The 15342-nt window shown below is 69.1% G+C and carries 12 protein-coding genes; 5 read left to right on the top strand and 7 right to left on the bottom strand.

Features of this window, described 5'->3' with window-relative positions:
* Positions 1-19 precede the first annotated feature (19 nt).
* The gene (locus CFB35_RS12150) at positions 20-862 is read right to left on the bottom strand and encodes a MoxR family ATPase (RefSeq protein ID WP_059583765.1); all 843 of its coding nucleotides are present in this window, start codon (positions 860-862) and stop codon (positions 20-22) included.
* A 245-nt stretch (positions 863-1107) separates the two neighbouring features.
* On the opposite strand from CFB35_RS12150, the gene CFB35_RS12145 reads away from it, so the two are divergent.
* On the top strand, positions 1108-1467 hold the full coding sequence (locus tag CFB35_RS12145) for a cytochrome c (RefSeq protein WP_006478192.1): 360 nt from the start codon (positions 1108-1110) through the stop codon (positions 1465-1467).
* Positions 1468-1507: 40 nt separating this feature from the next.
* A complete protein-coding gene (locus CFB35_RS12140; protein ID WP_089465033.1) occupies positions 1508-1867 on the top strand; it encodes a cytochrome c in 360 nt (119 codons plus the stop codon).
* Between the two features lie 110 nt (positions 1868-1977).
* Here the strand turns inward: CFB35_RS12140 and CFB35_RS12135 are convergent, their stop codons facing one another.
* Positions 1978-2445 carry a DUF1841 family protein gene (locus CFB35_RS12135; RefSeq protein ID WP_371090871.1) on the bottom strand — a complete coding sequence of 156 codons (468 nt, stop codon included), beginning with the start codon at positions 2443-2445 and terminating at the stop codon, positions 1978-1980.
* A 193-nt stretch (positions 2446-2638) separates the two neighbouring features.
* On the opposite strand from CFB35_RS12135, the gene CFB35_RS12130 reads away from it, so the two are divergent.
* The gene (locus CFB35_RS12130) at positions 2639-3568 is read left to right on the top strand and encodes a DMT family transporter (protein ID WP_059583718.1); all 930 of its coding nucleotides are present in this window, start codon (positions 2639-2641) and stop codon (positions 3566-3568) included.
* A 103-nt stretch (positions 3569-3671) separates the two neighbouring features.
* On the opposite strand, the gene nth is transcribed toward CFB35_RS12130, so the two are convergent.
* Positions 3672-4316, bottom strand: a complete 645-nt coding sequence (nth, locus tag CFB35_RS12125) for an endonuclease III (RefSeq protein ID WP_006478196.1) — start codon at positions 4314-4316, stop codon at positions 3672-3674.
* A complete protein-coding gene (rsxB, locus tag CFB35_RS12120; RefSeq protein ID WP_089465032.1) occupies positions 4313-5215 on the bottom strand; it encodes an electron transport complex subunit RsxB in 903 nt (300 codons plus the stop codon). The genes nth and rsxB overlap by 4 nt, the downstream gene beginning before the upstream one ends.
* 263 nt (positions 5216-5478) lie before the next feature.
* Between rsxB and CFB35_RS12115 the strand changes: the two genes are divergently transcribed.
* Positions 5479-6111: a TetR family transcriptional regulator gene (locus tag CFB35_RS12115; RefSeq protein WP_089465031.1), complete on the top strand. Its 633-nt coding sequence runs from the start codon at positions 5479-5481 to the stop codon at positions 6109-6111.
* A gap of 108 nt (positions 6112-6219) precedes the next feature.
* Here the strand turns inward: CFB35_RS12115 and CFB35_RS12110 are convergent, their stop codons facing one another.
* Positions 6220-7713 carry a polyhydroxyalkanoate depolymerase gene (locus CFB35_RS12110; protein WP_089465030.1) on the bottom strand — a complete coding sequence of 498 codons (1494 nt, stop codon included), beginning with the start codon at positions 7711-7713 and terminating at the stop codon, positions 6220-6222.
* A gap of 212 nt (positions 7714-7925) precedes the next feature.
* Positions 7926-9755, bottom strand: coding sequence for a glycoside hydrolase family 15 protein (locus tag CFB35_RS12100; RefSeq protein WP_089465028.1), 1830 nt, complete (start codon positions 9753-9755; stop codon positions 7926-7928).
* A 166-nt stretch (positions 9756-9921) separates the two neighbouring features.
* Here CFB35_RS12100 and CFB35_RS12090 point away from each other — a divergent pair, with 166 nt between their 5' ends.
* Positions 9922-11169: a lactonase family protein gene (locus tag CFB35_RS12090; protein ID WP_089465027.1), complete on the top strand. Its 1248-nt coding sequence runs from the start codon at positions 9922-9924 to the stop codon at positions 11167-11169.
* A 121-nt stretch (positions 11170-11290) separates the two neighbouring features.
* Here CFB35_RS12090 and CFB35_RS12085 read toward each other — a convergent pair whose 3' ends face one another.
* Positions 11291-15244 carry a DNA translocase FtsK gene (locus CFB35_RS12085; RefSeq protein ID WP_089465026.1) on the bottom strand — a complete coding sequence of 1318 codons (3954 nt, stop codon included), beginning with the start codon at positions 15242-15244 and terminating at the stop codon, positions 11291-11293.
* Between the last annotated feature and the right edge of the window lie 98 nt (positions 15245-15342).

Below are 15342 nucleotides of genomic sequence, written 5' to 3'. Positions count from 1 at the left end.
CCGGGCCTTCGCGGGTGGGTTACCGGTTGTGCCGGTTCATGTAGACGAGCCGTTCGAGCAGGCTCAGATCCTGCTCGTTCTTCAGCAGCGCGCCGGCAAGTGGCGGCACGATCTGCTTCGCGTCCGCGCCGCGCAGCGCGTCGGCCGGGATGTTCTCGGCGAGCAGCAGCTTCAGCCAGTCGAGCAGCTCGGACGTCGACGGTTTCTTCTTCAGGCCCGACACGCCGCGCAACTCGAAGAAGCTCTCGAGCGCCGCGCGCAGCAGTTCCTCGCGGATGTCGGGGAAGTGCACCGCGACGATCTTCTGCATCGTCGACGGGTCCGGAAACTGGATGTAGTGGAAGAAGCAGCGGCGCAGGAACGCGTCGGGCAGCTCCTTCTCGTTGTTCGACGTGATGATGACGAGCGGGCGGTGCTTCGCGCGGACCGTCTCGCGCGTCTCGTACACGTGGAATTCCATCCGGTCGAGCTCGCGCAGCAGGTCGTTCGGGAATTCGATGTCGGCCTTGTCGATCTCGTCGATCAGCAGCACGCTCGGGCGCTCGGCGTCGAACGCCTGCCACAGCACGCCCTTGACGATGTAGTTCGCGATGTCCTTCACGCGCGCGTCGCCGAGCTGCGAATCGCGCAGCCGCGATACGGCGTCGTATTCGTACAGGCCCTGCTGTGCCTTGGTGGTCGACTTGATGTGCCACTGCAACAGCGGCATGTCGAGCGCGGCGGCCACTTCCTCGGCGAGCATCGTCTTGCCGGTGCCGGGCTCGCCCTTGATCAGCAGCGGGCGTTGCAGCGTCAACGCGGCATTGACCGCGAGCTTCAGATCGTCGGTGGCGACGTAGTGCGAGGACCCTTCGAAACGCATGGCGGCGCTCTTCTTCATCGGGAAAAAAACCCAGTATAAGTCAGAAGGGCTGTGCGGGCGGGCCGCGCCCGCGTATCGTTGCGGGGCTGCGGCGGGGCGAGCCGGGGGCGCCGTATGGACGCGTTCCCCGCCGACGCGGTACAATCTGGCCGTTTTTTTTGGCCTGCGTGGCGACCGACAAGCAAAACGGCGCGGGCCGTTGCCGCTTCGGCGCCAGTTTCCCCTCAAGCTAGGTTACAAGAGCTATGAACAAATTCGTCGGCAAACACGTCGTTGTCGCAGCGCTCGTGGCGCTCGCGGGCAGCGCGCAGGCGGCCGGTGTGGTCGGCAACCCGAAGGACGGGGCGAGCAAGGCCGCCATGTGCATCGGTTGCCACGGCATCCAGGACTACCGCGCGGCGTACCCGGAGGTCTACCGGGTGCCTGTCCTCGGCGGCCAGAACCAGCAATACCTCGAGAACGCGCTGAAGGCCTACCGCAAGAAGGATCGTCACTTCCCGTCGATGAATGCGATCGCCGGCTCGCTGACCGACCAGGACATCGCGGATCTGTCGGCGTACTACGCCGCCCAGAAGGCCGACACGAAGGACAACCCCTACAAGTAAAGCGCGCGCCGCCGATCTCTCCGGCGGGACAGGAGCATTCATGAACAACGCATTCAAGACGGCGGCGGTTGCACTGGCGGCCGGCCTCGCGATCGGTACCGCCCACGCCGCGGACATCTCGAAGGGCAAGGAACTGGTCGAATCGCACAACTGCGCGGCCTGCCACGGCGCGCAGCTGAACAAGCCGATCAACGCGGAGTACCCGCGTCTGGCCGGCCAGCACGCCGACTATCTCGTGTGGGCGATGCGCCAGTACCAGATGGGGCTGACGAACCCGCTGCTCGGTCGCAACAACGCGATCATGCAGGCGCAGGTCCAGAACCTGTCGGTCAGCGACATGAAGGACATCGCGGCCTACATCGAGTCGCTGAAGGAAACCGACCTCGTATTCAAGAAGTAAGCGCGACGGGCCTCACGGGCTCGCGCAGCAAGCATGCCCCGCCTCGGCGGGGTATTTTTTTGCCCGCTCCACGGGGCCGCCGGCGCAGGCCGGGGTGCCGGCCGGCGCACTCAGTCGCGCGACGCGCGGCGCAGGATGCGCTGCAGGTACGCGTCGGTATCGGGCGGTGTGTTCGTCCGCTGCGCCTCCCAGATCGTCTCGCCGAGGCATTCCATGATCGCGTGCTGCGCATCGTGGGTCGAGTCGAGCTTCGCGGCCAGCTTGTCGTGCGCGGCGCGGATGCCGGGCGGCTGGTCGATCGACAACTGCTCGCTGATCGCGAGGTGCATCGACAGGTGCAGGAACGGGTTCGTGCGGCCTTCCTCGGGCGTGTAGTTGCGCGCCGCCGCGCCGTCGGCGTCGGCCAGTTCGTCGTGGTATTCGGGATGCTCGACGATCCAGTCGGCTGCGATCGCTTCCAGCGGCGTCAGGATCTCGCCCGCGCGCTGTTTGCGCCAGGTCTCGGTGAAAAAGCGACGCACGTCGTCGCGGCTTGGATTGAACATGGTGGGGAAACGTCGTGATTCGGGCGGCGTCATGCCGCGTCGGGCATTGTACGCCGGCGCGGCGGACGGCGCTGGCGGTGGCCTCGGGCGGCTGGAGGCGGGCGACACGGCGCGGGTCGGTGCGGCCGCCCGTCGCGCAACGGGTAAGCGCGGGCTAGGCTCGCCGCCGCCGCGCCGCTACACTCCGACGATTCCCGTCACGGCGCCTTGCTGGCCCGCTTTCACCATGACCGCCACCGTCCGCTCATCGTCCGCCGCCCTGCAGGGCGCGCTCTACGTCGCGTTGTCCGCCGCCGCGTTCGGCGCGATGGCGATTTTCGGCCGCTATGCGTACGCGGCGGGCGTCGACGTGCTCGGGCTGCTGATCGTGCGCTTCGCGATCGGCGGCGCGGTGCTCGCCGCCATCGCGCGGCAGCGCGGCGTCGCATGGCCGCGCGGCCGTGCGCTCGTGCCGCTCGTCGCGATGGGCGCGCTTGGCTACGTCGGGCAGTCGTTCTGCTATTTCAGCGCGCTGCAGCACGCGCAGGCGAGCCTCGTCGCGCTACTGCTGTACCTGTATCCGGCGTTCGTCACGCTGCTGGCCGCGTGGTGGCTCGGCGAGCGGCTGACGCGCGCGAAGGCCGTCGCGCTGGTGCTGTGCGTCGCGGGTTCGGCGCTGATGGTCGGCGGCGGGCACGGCGAGCCGCTCGGGATCGCGCTTGCGCTGGCCGCCGCGGTGATCTACTCGCTGTACATCGTCGGCGGCACCAAGGCGACGCGCGGCGTCGAACCGCTCGCGACCACCGCGATCATCTGCCTGTCGGCCACCGCGACGCTAGTCGCGATCGCCGTCGTGCGAACGGCGGCGTTCGGCGCGCCGCCGCGGTGGCCCGCGACGGCCGGCGGCTGGGCATCGATGCTCGCGATCGCGCTGGTGTCGACGGTGGCGGCCATGCTCGCGTTCTTCGCCGGGCTCGAGCGGCTCGGGGCCGCGCGCACGTCGATGCTGTCGACGCTCGAACCGGTCGTGACGGTCGCGCTCGCGGCGCTGCTGTTCGGGGAAGCGTTGTCGCCGCTGCAGTGGGCCGGCGGTGTCGCGATCCTGGCGGCCGTGCTGGCGCTCGTGCGCGCGGGCGGCGCGGCCGCCGACGACGCGACGGCGACGTCCAACGCGTAGTCGGGAAGGGGGGCGCCGCCAACGCCGCGGCGGGGCCGGCCGGTTGTCGCGCGTGGCCCGGGCGGCCGGCGCGGCGCGTCGATACGTCAGCCGCGGCTGATGCTCACTCGTTGGGCGGTGGCGTCTTCGGCCGGAATTCGCACAGCGGTTCGATCGCGCAGTGCCAGCATTCGGGCCGGCGGGCCTTGCACACGTAGCGCCCGTGCAGGATCAGCCAGTGATGCGCGTCCTGCAGGAATTCCTTCGGCGTGAATTTCTCGAGCGCGGCCTCGACGGCCCGCACGTCCTTGCCCGGCGCGAGCCCGGTGCGATTCGCGACGCGGAAGATATGCGTGTCGACCGCGATCGTCGGCTGGCCGAACGCGGTGTTCAGCACGACGTTCGCGGTCTTGCGGCCGACGCCCGGCAAGCCTTCGAGCGCTTCGCGATCGGCCGGCACCTCGCCGTCGTAGCGCTCGAGCAGGATCCGGCACGTCGCGACGACGTTCTTCGCCTTGGTGCGATAGAGGCCGATCGTCTTGATGTACTCGGTGACGCCTTCCTCGCCAAGCGCGACGATTTGTCGCGGGGTATTCGCGACCGGAAACATTTTCCGCATCGCCTTGTTGACCGACACGTCGGTCGCCTGCGCGGACAGCATCACGGCGATCAGCAGTTCGAACGGCGTCGAGTATTCGAGCTCGGTGGTCGGATGCGGATTGAGGCTCTGCAGCGTTTCGTAGATCGCGCGTCGTTTGCTGGCGTTCATGGAGCGTTCTGGTCGGGCGGCGTGGACGGGCCGTCCGGATCGTCGTTGCCTGCGTCGTTGTCGTGGTCGCCGCCGCCCGACGCCGCATCGGCGTCGCGCTGCGCCTGCTGTTCGGCGAGCCGCTTGCGGCGGGCCTCGGCCGCGTCGATCTGCGCCTGGACGGCCGCGCTCACGCCTTCGGTGTTCTTCGGCCCGGCGCCTTGCCCGGACAGTTCTTCCTTCTTTTTGCGCGCGCGTTCGAGCGCGGCGGCGATGATCGCGCGTTTCTTCGCTTCGGCGTCGTCGGCCGGTGCGGCGGCCGGCGCGCCTGGCTGCACGGCGGAGGGTTCCGCGGCCGGCTTCGCGGTACTCGCGGCGCGGCGAGCCGCGGCGCGCGCTTCGGCGGCCTCGCGCTCGCGACGCTGGCGCGTGAGCCGCAGATCGTGGCGCTCGCGCGCGGCGTCGGCCTGCTCCTGCGACCACGCATCCCAGCCCGTGCGATCGCCGGTCACGGGCAGCATCGCGATGCAGTCGACCGGACACGGCGGCACGCACAGGTCGCAACCCGTGCACAGCGACGCGACGATCGTGTGCATCTGCTTCGGCGCGCCGACGATCGCGTCGACCGGGCACGCCTGCATGCACAGCGTGCAGCCGATGCACAGGTTTTCGTCGATGAACGCGACCGCGCGCGGATGTTCGCTGCCGTTCACGGGGTTCAGCGGAATCACCGGCTTGCCGAGCAGGCGCGCGAGGCGCGCGATGCCTTCGGCGCCGCCGGGTGGGCACTGGTTGTAGTTCGCGTTGCCGGCGGCGATCGCCTCGGCGTACGGACGGCAGCCGTTATAGCCGCACTTCGTGCATTGCGTCTGGGGAAGCAGATCTTCGATGCGATCCGCGAGTGTTTTGGAATCGGTCACGGTGACAACAGGCTGACAACGGGCGCCGCGGCGCCGAATGGCTCTCGGCCGCGTCGGGCGCGGCCGGAAAGGTTTGCCAAAGCTCGATTATCGCCGATTTCCCGCATTGCGCTGGACGCCGTCTATGCGCATAATCGAACCGCTTTTTTGCAGGGGCTCAGCAGGAGGGTGGCCGCCCGCGGCGCGCCCGTTCCAGGGCGGCCGGCGCCGAGGCGGTGGGGGTGCCGGTCCGGATCAAGCGGCTCACATAGCAAAACGCCACCATGAATCAGCCAAAAATCAAAAGAGATCCTGAAGGTACGCGCCGCCGCATCCTGATGGCGGCTGCCGAAGAGTTCGCGAATGGAGGGCTGTTCGGCGCGCGCGTCGATCAGATCGCGCGCCGGGCCGAAACGAACGAGCGCATGCTCTATTACTACTTCGGCAGCAAGGAGCAGCTCTTCACCGCCGTGCTCGAACACGCGTTCTCCGCGCTGACGGAGGCCGAGCGCGTGCTGGATCTCGATGGCGTCGCGCCGATCGAAGCCGTCACGCGGCTCGCGCATTTCGTGTGGGATTACTACCGCGACCATCCGGAGCTGCTGAGGCTCATCAACAACGAGAACCTGCACGAAGCGCGCTATCTGCACAAGTCGACGCGGATCCGCGAGATGATGTCGCCGATCGTCGCGAAGCTCGGCAACGTGCTGATGCGCGGCCAGAAGGCCGGGCTGTTCCGCAGCGACGTCGATCCGCTGCGCTTCTACGTGACGCTGTCGGGGCTCGGCTACTACATCGTGTCGAACCGCTTCACGCTCGCCGCGACGCTCGGCCGCGACTTCACCGATACCGACGAGCGCGCGGAGATGGTCCGGATGAACACCGAGGTGCTGCTCGCGTATCTGCTGCGGCGCTGACGCGACGCATGGAGGAGCCGGTGCGCCGCTGGTTCGCGGTCGCGCCCGGATAAGAAAACGCCGCCGTGCGCAAGCTACGGCGGCGTTTTTGCGTCGGAGCGCGGTGTGTCAGGCGGCCTTGCGGGCTCGCATGGCTTTGGTGCGCGGGCTGCCTGCCGCGCGTTTCGCGGCCGGCGCGGCCTTGGCGGCGGGCGCGACCGTCACGGCCGGCGCCTTCGCGCGCGTGCCGCGCGTGCGTTTGGCGGCGGTGGCGCGCACCGCCGGTTCCGGTTCCGGCTCCGGCTTGGCGGCCGGCACGACGCCGATCGCGGTCGCATCCTGCGCATCGACGGGCAACTTCGCCGCGCCGTTCTTCGGCTCCGGCGCATGCTCGCGAATGAAGTCGCGCAATTGCGGGTAGATGATCGTGCGCCAGCGGCGGCCCGAGAAGATCCCGTAGTGGCCGCACTTCTCGGCGGTCAGGCTGCGGCGATCGTCTTGCGGGATGCCCGTGCACAGCTCGTGCGCGACGTGCGTCTGGCCGCTACCCGAGATGTCGTCGAGTTCGCCCTCGATCGTCATCAGTGCGGTGTGCTTGATGTCCTGCGGCCGCACGCGCTCGCCTTCGACGTCCCACGTGCCTTCCGCGAGCCGGAATTCCTGGAACACGACGCGGATCGTCTCGAGGTAATACTCGGCGGCCATGTCGAGCACCGCGTTGTACTCGTCGTAGAAGCGGCGGTGCGCTTCGGCGTCGTCCTCGTCGCCGCGCAGCAGGCTCTGGTAGAAATCCCAATGCGATTGCGCGTGCCGCTCCGGGTTCATCGCGACGAAGCCCGTGTGCTGAAGGAAGCCCGGATAGACCTGGCGGCCTTCGCCCGGATAGTTCGCGGGCACCGTGTGGATCACGTTGTTCTCGAACCACGAGGTCGAGTGCTGCGTCGCGAGCGAGTTCACGGAAGTGGGGCTGCGGCGCGCGTCGATCGGGCCGCCCATCATCGTCATCGTGAGCGGCGTGTCCTCGCCGCGGCTCGCCATCAGCGAAATCGCCGCGAGCACGGGCACCGTCGGCTGGCATACCGAGATCACGTGCAGGTTGCGCGCGCCGATGTGACGGATGAATTCCTGGATGTACGCGATGTAGTCGTGCAGGTGGAACGGGCCGACCTCGACCGGCACCATCCGCGCGTCGATCCAGTCGGTGATGTAGACCTTGTGATCCTGCAGCAGCGTGCGCACCGTGTCGCGCAGCAGCGTCGAGTGGTGGCCCGACAGCGGCGCGCAGACCAGCACGACCGGTTCGTCCTTCAGTTGCGTGACGGCGTCGGCGTCGTCCGAATAGCGCTTGAAGCGCAACAACCGGCAGAACGGCTTCTCGATGATCGTCTGCTCGACGATCGGGATGTTGTGGCCGTCCTTGACGATCTGGTGAATGTTGAATTCCGGCTTTTCGTAGTCCTTGCCGAGCCGATACATCAGCTCATAGGCGGCCGCCATCCGCGGTGCGCCGGGCATCAGCGAGAACGGGCTCGACGGATTCGCGAACGACTTCGACGCGGCCTGGGCCCAGGCCGTGAGCGGGCTCAGCATGGCCCGCTGGAATTCGTGCAATTGGTAAAGCATGCAGACTACTCCCGCGTGGGGGACGGTGCGCAAGGGCGGCGTGGGGCGTCGCGGCGTGCCGTGTGGGTCAGCGACCGGCCATGTTGCAATGCAGCCGGACAATCGTGTCGATCATATCGGACAACGATCGGTGTTGCAATGCAACATTTCCTCGGGTTTTCATCAAAGTTTTGCGAATTGACGATCTCTGAACAAGGCTTCCCGGCCGCCGCTCAGCGGCCGGTGGCCACGGCCGGCGCGGGCTGGCCGGCCGCGCGCGCCATCGCGTCTTCGTGGTGCATCAGGTTCATCGCGGTATGCACGAGCGCCACGTGCGAGAACGCCTGCGGGAAGTTGCCGACGAGCCGGCCGGCCACCGGGTCGTATTCCTCCGCGAGCAGCCCGAGGTCGTTCGACAGCGCGAGCAGCCGGCTGAACAGCCGATGCGCGTCGTCGATCCGGCCGAGCAGCGCGTAGCTGTCGACCAGCCAGAAGCTGCACGCGAGAAACGTGCCTTCGCCGGGCGGCAGGCCGTCGTCGTATTCGGTGGTGCGGTAGCGCATCACGAGCCCGTCGTGCAGCAATTCCCGTTCGATCGCATCGACCGTGCCGACGATGCGCGGATCTTCCGGCGGCAGGAAGCCGAGCTGCGGCAGCAGCAGCACGCTCGCGTCGAGCTCGTCGCTGCCGTAGCTCTGCGCGAACGCCTGCTTGCCTTCGTGCCAGGCGTTCGCGCAGACGTCCGCGTGGATGCGCTCGCGCAGCGCGCGCCAGCGGTCGAGCGAGCCGGGCAGCCGGAACATTTCCGCCGACTTGATCGCGCGGTCGAACGCGACCCACGCCATCACCTTCGAGAACGTGAAATGGCGGCGGCCGCCGCGCGTTTCCCAGATTCCTTCGTCGGGCTCCTGCCAGATCTTCTCGAGATGGTCGAGCAGCGCGCACTGCACGGACCAGACCGTGTCGTCGGCCTGCAGGCCGCCCACGCGCGCGAGGTGCAGCGCGGCCATCACCTCGCCGAACACGTCGAGCTGGAGCTGGTTCGCGGCGCCGTTGCCGACGCGTACCGGCAGCGAATCCTGGTAGCCGGGCAGCCAGTCGAGCTCCATTTCCGGCAGCCGGCGCTCGCCGGCGATCCCGTACATGATCTGGATCTGCTCGGGCGAGCCGGCCATCACGCGGCCGAGCCACGTGCGCCACGCGCGCGCCTCGTCGTAGTAGCCGCCGCGCATCAGCGCGAGCAGCGTGATCGTCGCGTCGCGCAGCCAGCAGTAGCGGTAGTCCCAGTTGCGGTTGCCGCCGATCTTCTCGGGCAGCGACGTGGTCGGCGCGGCGACGATGCCGCCGGTCGGCTCGTACGCGAGCGCCTTCAGCGTGATCAGCGAGCGGCGCACGGCGGCCGCGTAGCGGCCCTGCACCTGGCAGCGGCCCGACCATTCGAGCCAGTAGTTCTCCGTGCGCGCGAGCATCGACAGCGGGTCGCGCGCGGGCGGCAGCCGCATGTGCGACGCCGCGTAGCCGAGCGAGAACGGCACGCGCTCGTCGGCGCGGACCGTGAATTCCGCGAGCGTATGGAGGTTCTTGCCGGTGAGCGGCACCGGCGTGCGCAGCACGACGGTATCGGGGCCGGCGATGGCCTTCATGCCGTCCTCGCGGGTCAGTTGCGTGACCCACGGAATCGAGAAACCGTAGTCGAAGCGCAACACGAGCTCCATGCGCATCTTCATCGTGCCGTGGCGGCCGACGACGATCCGCACCAGTTCGGACCAGCCGTTGCCGGGCGGCATGAAGTCGATCACGGTGACGGCGCCGTCGGCGCTTTCGTAATCGGTTTCGAGAATCAGCGTGTCGCCGCGGTAGCGGCGCGTCGTGTGCGTGATCGCGGCGTCGGCGGCCGGAGCAAGCAGCCAGCGGCCGTGCTCGGGCGTGCCGAGCAGCGCCGCGAAGCAGGCGCCCGAATCGAAGCGGGGCCAGCACAGCCAGTCGACGGAGCCGTCTTTTGCGATCAGCGCGGCCGTGTGGCCGTCGCCGACGAGGGCGTAGTCTTCGATCAGGGCGGGCATGGGCAGGCGATCCTTGGGTATTCGAATTCACAATGCGGACGTCGGCGGCCCGGACTTCACGCCCGGGCGCCGCGCCCCGTATACTCGGCCGGGCGGCGGAGCGCATGAACGGCCGGCGTTTCGTCCTATCTCAACACTTGAAGCGACTCGATGCAAGGAGGATTCAATGCCCAACCGTTTACGGGAGCGTGACGCACGCGCTTCGACACGAGGGTTCCCGCTTAGGTTCGCTCACTGGATGAAAGGTTTCGCGATCGTGCTTTCCCTGTCCGCGACCCATGCATTCGCGCAGCAATCGTCCGCCCCGGCCGACGGCGTCTACAACCTGCTCGTCGGCACCTATACGGGCGGCGGCAGCGACGGGATCTACGTTTACCGCTTCGACACCAGGACGGGCAGCGTCGCGCCGGTGTCGTCGGCGAAGACCGTGAATCCGTCGTATCTGTTGCCGAGCCGCGACGGTCGCACCGTCTACGCGGTCAACGAGCTGCCCGGCGACGACGGGCCCGCGACGCAGCGCGGCGGCGTCAGCGCGTTCCGCTTCGACGCGAAGACGGGTGCGCTCAGCTTCATCGACCGCGTATCGTCTGAAGGGAACGATCCTTGCTATCTCGCGCTGTCGCCGGACGGCAAGTACCTCGTCACCGCCAACTACTCGGTCGCGGCCGACCCGGGCGGCAGCTTCGCGGTGTTTCCGCTGCGCGACGACGGCGGGGCCGGCCAGGCCGTGCTGACCGTCCACCACGAAGGCACCGGGCCCGTGAAGGGCCGCCAGGACGGCGCGCACGTGCATTCGACGGTGTTTTCGCCGGACGGCCGCTACCTGTTCGTGCAGGATCTCGGCGCGGACAAGATCTACGGCTACCGCTACACGGTGGACGGCAGCCGCGGGCTGATCAGCCCGACCGACACGCGCTACACGCCGGTGAAGGCCGGCTCGGGCCCGCGTCACATGGTGTTCGGCGCCGACGGCCGCTTCGCGTACGTGACGAGCGAGCTCAACGCGTCGGTCGAGGTGTTCGGCTATCACGACGGCAAGCTGACGCCGGTCCAGACGGTGCCCATGACGGCGCCGGGCTTCAAGGGCAAGGTCGGCGGCGGCGCGATCCACCTGTCGCCGGACGGGCGCTTCCTGTACGCGAGCAACCGCGGCGACGCGAACGACCTCGTGATCTACGCGGTGAACAAGGCCGACGGCCGGCTCAAGCACGTCGGCCGCCAGTCGAGCCTCGGCAAGACGCCGCGCGAGTTCCTGATCGATCCGACCGGCAAGTGGCTGATCGTCGGCAACCAGGACAGCGACACGTTCTACGTGTTCAGCCGCGATGTCGAAACGGGGCAGCTCGGCGCGAATCCGCAGAAGGTCGCGGTCGGCAAGCCGGTCGACTTCAAGCTGGTGCCGGTCGAGCAGTAAAGCGCGGCCGATTCCCGGTCGATGCAGGAAGGGCGCTGCCGATGCAGCGCCCTCCGTATTTCAGGCAACCGGTCGAGCGGCGTGCCCGTGTCGATGAATCGCGGCCGGCGGGCCGCCGGCCTCAGTCGGCCGCGGCCGGCACGAGCACCTCGCGGCTGCCGTTGATGCCCATCGCCGACACGAGGCCCGCCGTTTCCATCTGCTCGACGAGGCGCGCCGCGCGGTTGTAGCCGATGCGCAATTGCCGCTGCACCGACGAGATCGACGCGCGCCGCGTGCGCACGACGAACGCGACGGCTTCGTCGTACAGCGGATCGGCTTCCGCATCCGGCGCGTCGCCGAACAGGTCCTGCGTCGCGCCGTCGGCGGCCGGGCCGTCGAGGATGCCTTCCTCGTACTGCGGCTCGCCGAACTGCTTCAGATACTCGACGATCCGGTGCACTTCCTCGTCGGCGACGAACGCGCCGTGCACGCGCTGCGGATAACCGGTGCCCGGCGGCAGGAACAGCATGTCGCCCATCCCCAGCAGCGACTCCGCGCCCATCTGGTCGAGGATCGTGCGCGAATCGATCTTCGACGATACCTGGAACGCGACGCGCGTCGGGATGTTCGCCTTGATGAGGCCGGTGATCACGTCGACCGACGGACGCTGCGTCGCGAGGATCAGGTGGATGCCGGCCGCGCGCGCCTTCTGCGCGAGGCGGGCGATCAGTTCCTCGATCTTCTTGCCGGCGACCATCATCAGGTCGGCCAGTTCGTCGATCACGACGACGATCAGCGGCAGCGTCGACAGCGGCTCCGGATCGTCGGGCGTCAGCGAGAACGGGTTGCCGATCTTCTTTTCCTTCGCTTGCGCGTCGCGGATCTTCTGGTTGAAGCCCGCGAGGTTGCGCACGCCGACGGCCGACATCAGCCGGTAGCGTTTCTCCATTTCGCCGACGCACCAGTTCAGCGCGTTCGCCGCGAGCTTCATGTCGGTGACGACCGGCGCGAGCAGGTGCGGGATGCCTTCGTAGACCGACAGTTCGAGCATCTTCGGGTCGATCATGATGAGCCGCACGTCTTCCGGCGTCGCCTTGTACAGCAGCGACAGGATCATCGCGTTGATCGCGACCGACTTGCCCGAACCCGTCGTGCCGGCCACCAGCATGTGCGGCGCCTTCGCGAGATCGGTGACGACCGGGTGGCCGGTTATGTCCTTGCCCATCGCGATCGTCAGTTGCGACGGCGAATGCTGGTACTGGCGCGATTCGAGAATCTCCGACAGGCGGATCATCTGGCGCTTCGCGTTCGGCAGTTCGAGGCCCATGCAGGTCTTGCCGGGGATCGTCTCGACGACGCGGATCGACGTGAGGCCGAGGCCGCGCGACAGGTCCTTCATCAGCCCGACGATCTGGCTGCCGCGCACGCCGAGCGCGGGTTCGATCTCGAAGCGCGTGATCACGGGGCCGGCCGATGCGCCGACCACCGTCACCGGCACCTTGAATTCCTGCAGCCGCTGTTCGATCACCTGCGCGGTTTGCGCGAGGTGTTCCTCGGTGATCGTTTCGACGTCGTCGGACGCAGGCTCGAGCAGGTCGAGCGTCGGCAGTTCGACGTTGAACGACGCAGGTGCGTGGAATTCGAACGCGTTCGGGCGCGGCTGACGGGCGGGGGCCGGGGCCGGTTCGGTGGCCTCGATCGCCTGGGTGGCCGGTGCGCCGATCGGTGCGACAGTGGGCGGTGTCGGCGCGGCAACGACGGCCGCCGGCGGAGGCGGGAGGTTCGCGCCGGGGAGGGCCGTTGCCGGCGGTGCCGTGATCGGCGCCTCGGTCACGTCGTGCGACATGGCCCAGCCCGACGACGTGGCGCCAGCGGCGGGCGGTGTCGTGAACGTCCGCGTTGCGACCGTGGCAGGGACGAACGCGATCGACGGGGCCTGCGTCGCGGCGGGCGCATCGATCGACATCAGCGGTCCGGTTGCGGCGGCAGGCAAGCCCGTGACCGGGTGAGCCGGCGTGGCGGCGAGCGCGGCTGTCGGCGCGATCGCACTGAAGGATGGCGACGTCGTGGCGGAAACGGCCGGCGATGCGGGAAGGGCGATGGCCGGCTGCGGAGCGGCTGCGCCGGGTGAGCCGGATGGAGCGGAGGTCGTCGTACCGGTCGAGGTGATCGTCGTGTCGGCTGGACGCGTCGATGCTGGCGCGGAAGACGGCGCCGCGATCGGCGTGGTTGCGGAAAGCACGGGCGCCGACGTTCCGGCGATCGACGAAGAGGGCAGGGCGGCGAACGGGACGATACCGTCGGCGGGCTTCACGTCGGCGTGCGCATCGGCGGCACGTTGAGGCACGTGGGCCGGTGCGGCGCGATCGATGACAGGCGCCGGTTGCGTGTCGTCCTTGTCGTCGGTATCCGGTGATCCGGCCGGATGGCGGGTGCCAGGGTCGCGAACCGCCGCATCGTCTGCCTGCGCGGAGGCGGGATCGGCGGATTCCGATCCCGCGGTGTCCGTCAGCGATTCGGCGACCGGATTCCCGGTCGACACATCGAAGGCAGAAGCCGGCGGGCTGGCGACGTCTTCCCACGGCGCGACGTCGACGGGCGTGTCGAACGAAGGCGCGGCGGCGATCCCGAATGCCGGCGCGCCGGGCGCATCGTCGACGGGATGGATTTCGTCGTCGGCAAGAGGCGAAAACACGCGATCGTCGACGCGGGTATCCGGCAGCGCGTGCGGGGTGGTGTCATCGAACGACGGGGTGGGCGAATCGCCGACCGGAGCCTGTGTCATGCCGGATTCAGCCGGCATGAAGGCGTCGAGCACGATCGGCGCGGTGTCGTCATGCGCAGGTGCGGCTTGGTCTTCGGCCGGGACAGGGATGTCCTGCGCTGCGATGTCGTGCGTCGCGGAGACGAATGCGTCCGACACAGCCGCCGCTGCCGGCGCGGCCACGCCACCTGCTGCCGCGGCTACGCCAGCAGCGGCTGCGGTAGCGGTTGCCGCGTGCGTCGCGTCGGCCGGCTGTGCGCCGCCCAGCGCCGCCCATTGCGCGGTGCTGGCTTCGATCGCGCGCAGCGTGTCGTGAACGCTCGGCGCAGGCGTGATCGGCGCGGCCGGTTTTTCCGTCCACGCATAGAGCGGCGCGCGTGCCGGCGCGGGCGGGGCCGGGCGGCGGCGTGTCGCGTCCGGCGGCAGGCCGGCTGCCGCCGTGCCGGCGGCCGGACGCACCGGCGGACGCTGCGGTGGCGTACTGGCCGGTCGCGGCGCGACCGTGGCGCGCGGCGTAGTCTGCGTGAGCGCGGCGGTGGCCGGCCGCGCGGCGGTCGGACGCGGCCGGACGGGTTCGAATCCCGCCGGAAGCGGAGCGGGCGCGGGGCGCGGCACTTGCGCGTTCGCTGCGGCGCGCGCGAGGCTGGCGGTGCTGCCGGTGGTCGGCGGCGGCATCGCGCTGGCCGGGATCGGCGCGGGCGGCGCCGGTGTGCGTTGCGGCGCGGCGGGCTTCAGCCAGCCCGACGGCGCGATGGGCTCCGCGAGCGGGCGTGGCGGCGTCTTGCTGCGCGGCTTCGGTCGCGCCTGCGGATCGGGCTTCCACACGGTCGGGCGCGAATACCGGCCGTTCTGGCGCGGCGCCATCGAGTTCACGGTGTGCGCGGTGGTCGGCTGCACGACGTCGTCGTCGCGATGCAGCGCACTGCGCGGCAGGTCGGCGATCCCGCGCGCGTCGTCGTCGCCGTCGCGCGACAGCTTGACGCCGAACGACGTGTCGACCCACGCGGCGAACTGCCGCCAGCCGATGCCGGTCAGCCACGGCAAGCCGGCGAACAACAGCACGACCATCGCGACCGGCGTGCCGATCGGACCGAGCACGCGGGCGAAGCCGGTCGAGAACGCATGGCCGAGCGCGTTCGTGTCGGGGCCGGACAGCGGGCTCGTCAGCGTGCAGCTGGCGACGAATACCGCGGCGAAGCCGAGCCACAGGCGAATCGAGCCGCGGCCGGCGAGCCCGCCGCCGGGCAGCATCGCCTGGACGAGACGCCAGAAGAGAAGGAGGAACCAGACGGCGGAGATGCCGAACCAGCCGAAGACAACCGTGTGCATGCTTTGAAACAGGAGTGGGGAGGGGCGCGCGGGGCGCGACCCGCCGAGTTTAACCGGCCGGCGAACAAGACTCTAACGCGGCGTGATTCCGATTCACG

The organism is Burkholderia sp. AU16482 (assembly GCF_002223285.1).
GTDB lineage: Bacteria > Pseudomonadota > Gammaproteobacteria > Burkholderiales > Burkholderiaceae > Burkholderia > Burkholderia semiarida.
This window is presented reverse-complemented; position numbering and strand designations above follow the sequence as displayed.

Excerpts from the sequence above, each read along its gene's own strand:
- CFB35_RS12115 (WP_089465031.1), top strand. The coding sequence starts at position 5,479 with ATGAATCAGCCAAAAATCAAAAGAGATCCTGAAGGTACGCGCCGCCGC.
- CFB35_RS12100 (WP_089465028.1), bottom strand. The coding sequence starts at position 9,755 with ATGCCCGCCCTGATCGAAGACTACGCCCTCGTCGGCGACGGCCACACG.
- CFB35_RS12150 (WP_059583765.1), bottom strand. The coding sequence starts at position 862 with ATGCGTTTCGAAGGGTCCTCGCACTACGTCGCCACCGACGATCTGAAG.
- CFB35_RS12135 (WP_371090871.1), bottom strand. The coding sequence starts at position 2,445 with ATGACGCCGCCCGAATCACGACGTTTCCCCACCATGTTCAATCCAAGC.
- CFB35_RS12130 (WP_059583718.1), top strand. The coding sequence starts at position 2,639 with ATGACCGCCACCGTCCGCTCATCGTCCGCCGCCCTGCAGGGCGCGCTC.
- CFB35_RS12085 (WP_089465026.1), bottom strand. The coding sequence starts at position 15,244 with ATGCACACGGTTGTCTTCGGCTGGTTCGGCATCTCCGCCGTCTGGTTC.
- CFB35_RS12090 (WP_089465027.1), top strand. The coding sequence starts at position 9,922 with ATGCCCAACCGTTTACGGGAGCGTGACGCACGCGCTTCGACACGAGGG.
- nth (WP_006478196.1), bottom strand. The coding sequence starts at position 4,316 with ATGAACGCCAGCAAACGACGCGCGATCTACGAAACGCTGCAGAGCCTC.
- CFB35_RS12110 (WP_089465030.1), bottom strand. The coding sequence starts at position 7,713 with ATGCTTTACCAATTGCACGAATTCCAGCGGGCCATGCTGAGCCCGCTC.
- CFB35_RS12140 (WP_089465033.1), top strand. The coding sequence starts at position 1,508 with ATGAACAACGCATTCAAGACGGCGGCGGTTGCACTGGCGGCCGGCCTC.
- CFB35_RS12145 (WP_006478192.1), top strand. The coding sequence starts at position 1,108 with ATGAACAAATTCGTCGGCAAACACGTCGTTGTCGCAGCGCTCGTGGCG.